We start from the raw sequence: 2,362 nt of genomic DNA on the forward strand, positions 1-2,362 counted from the left end.
ATCGGTCTTCCGGTGGGGGATACGCGGGTGTATGTGCTGGACGGGTTGTTGTCGGTGGTGCCGGTGGGTGTGGCGGGTGAGTTGTATGTGGCGGGTGCGGGTCTGGCGCGGGGCTATCTGGGCCGTGCGGGGCTGAGTGCGCACCGGTTTGTCGCGGATCCGTTCGGGCCTGCGGGGTCGCGGATGTACCGCACCGGGGATGTGGTGCGGTGGCGGGCGGACGGGACGCTGGACTTCCTGGGCCGGGCCGACGACCAGGTCAAGATCCGCGGGTTCCGGATCGAGCCCGGTGAGGTCGAGTCCGCCCTCTCCGCCCTCGCGGGGGTGGCCGGCTGCGCGGTCATGGTCCGTGAGGACCGTCCCGGTGACAAGCGTCTGACCGCCTACGTCGTGCCCGCCCCGGGCACGGGAGGGGAAGCGGTGCGGGCGGGCCGGCTGCGGCAGGCCCTGCAGGAGGTCCTGCCCGACTACATGGTGCCCGCCGCGTTCGTGACGGTGGCGGCCCTGCCGCTGACCGCGAACGGCAAACTCGACCGCGAGCGCCTGCCCGCCCCCGCCCCCGAGGCCGGGTCCGCGGGCGGCGGACCAGAGCCGCGCAACACCCGCGAGGAGGTCCTGGCCGGCCTGTTCGCCGAGGTCCTGGGCCTGGAACGGGTCGGGGTCCATGACCGGTTCTTCGAGCTGGGCGGTGACTCGATCACCTCGATCCAGCTGGTCTCCCGCGCCCGCCGGCACGGCCTGGTCCTGCGTCCCAAGGACGTCTTCCTCCACCAGAGCGTCGCCGAACTCGCCACCGCCGCCGCCCGCGAGGACCAGACGGACGCGGACGGCCCGCCACAACAGCAGTGGCAGGCGTGGGGCCCGATGCCGCTGACCCCGGTGATGCACTGGCTCCTGGGCCTGGGCGGCCCGAGCGACCACTTCAACCAGTCCGTCCTGCTCACCACCCCGCCCGGCGCCGCCTTCGACCACATCGACCAGGCCCTCACCAGCCTGCTGGACCACCACCACAGCCTCCGCGCCCGCCTCACCCACGACACCGGCACCGGCACCTGGTCCATGACCATCGCCGAACCCGCGCCCGCGCCCGCCACCACCGCCAGTGCCCGCGGAGTCCTCACCCGCACCGGCCTGCCCCACGGGCACGACGCCCGCATCAGCGTCCTGGACACACAAGCACAGGCCGCGACCTCACGCCTGTCCCCCGAACAGGGACAGATGGTGCAGGCCGTGTTCTTCGACGCCGGCCCCGACCACCCCGGCCGGCTCCTGATCACCGTCCACCACCTCGCCGTCGACGGTGTGTCCTGGCGGATCCTCCTGCCCGACCTCACCACCGCCTACCACGCCCACACCCACCACCACACCCCCCGCCTGGACACCGCCGGCACCCCCCTGCGCCAGTGGGCCCACCAGCTCACCGAACTCGCCGCCACCCCCGCCATCCAGGCCCAGGCCGACTACTGGGCGGACGTCCTCACCCCCGCCGGCCCCACCCCCGCAACCCGCCCCCTGGACCCCGCCCGCGACACCACCGCCACCCAGCAACGCCACACCCACACCCTCGACGCCGCCCTCACCCGCCAACTCCTGACCACCGTCCCCGCCGCCTACAACGCCGGCATCAACGACATCCTCCTGACCGCCTTCCACCTCGCCCACACCGAATGGGCCCGCCGCCACGGCCACCCCACCCACGGCACCCTCATCGACCTCGAAACCCACGGCCGCCACGAAACCCACACCAGCGCCGACCTCACCCGCACCACCGGATGGTTCACCACCTTCCACCCCGTGCGCCTGCCCCCCACCCCCACCACCTGGCACGACATCCACACCCACAACCCCAACCTCACCCACACCATCAAAACCATCAAAGAACACCTCCGCACCATCCCCGACGACGGCATCGGCTACGGCCTCCTGCGCCACCTCACCCCCCACCACCCCCTCACCACCCACCCCACCCCCCACATCAGCTTCAACTACCTAGGCCGCACCACCACCCCCAACACCACCCCCACCAGCCCAACCCCCCACACCAGCCCAACCCCCCACACCAACTACTTCACCACCGCCCCCGAAACCCCCCACCTCAACCCCCACCACCCCCACGACCACATGCCCACCCCCCACACCCTCGCCCTCAACGCCGCCACCCACGACCACGAAGACGGCCCCCACCTCACCACCCACTTCTCCTGGCCCGACACCCTCATCCACCCCACCCACATCCACGAACTCGCCGACCTCTACACCCAAGCCCTCCAAGCCATCACCACCCACACCACCACCCACACCACCCCCACCCACACCCCCAGCGACCTCCCCCTCGTCACCCTCAACCAAAACGAAATCGATC

Annotated in this window: 1 protein-coding gene; it reads left to right on the top strand. The window is 71.6% G+C overall.

Annotation, left to right across the window (positions count from 1 at the left end; translation table 11 throughout):
* Window positions 1-183 precede the first annotated feature (183 nt).
* Window positions 184-2,362 (top strand): condensation domain-containing protein (locus tag ACFC1X_RS40695; RefSeq protein WP_376364797.1); only part of this gene is annotated, 2,179 nt, incomplete at its 3' end.

This window comes from Streptomyces sp. NPDC056128 (genome assembly GCF_042263835.1).
In the GTDB taxonomy this organism is placed as follows: domain Bacteria; phylum Actinomycetota; class Actinomycetes; order Streptomycetales; family Streptomycetaceae; genus Streptomyces.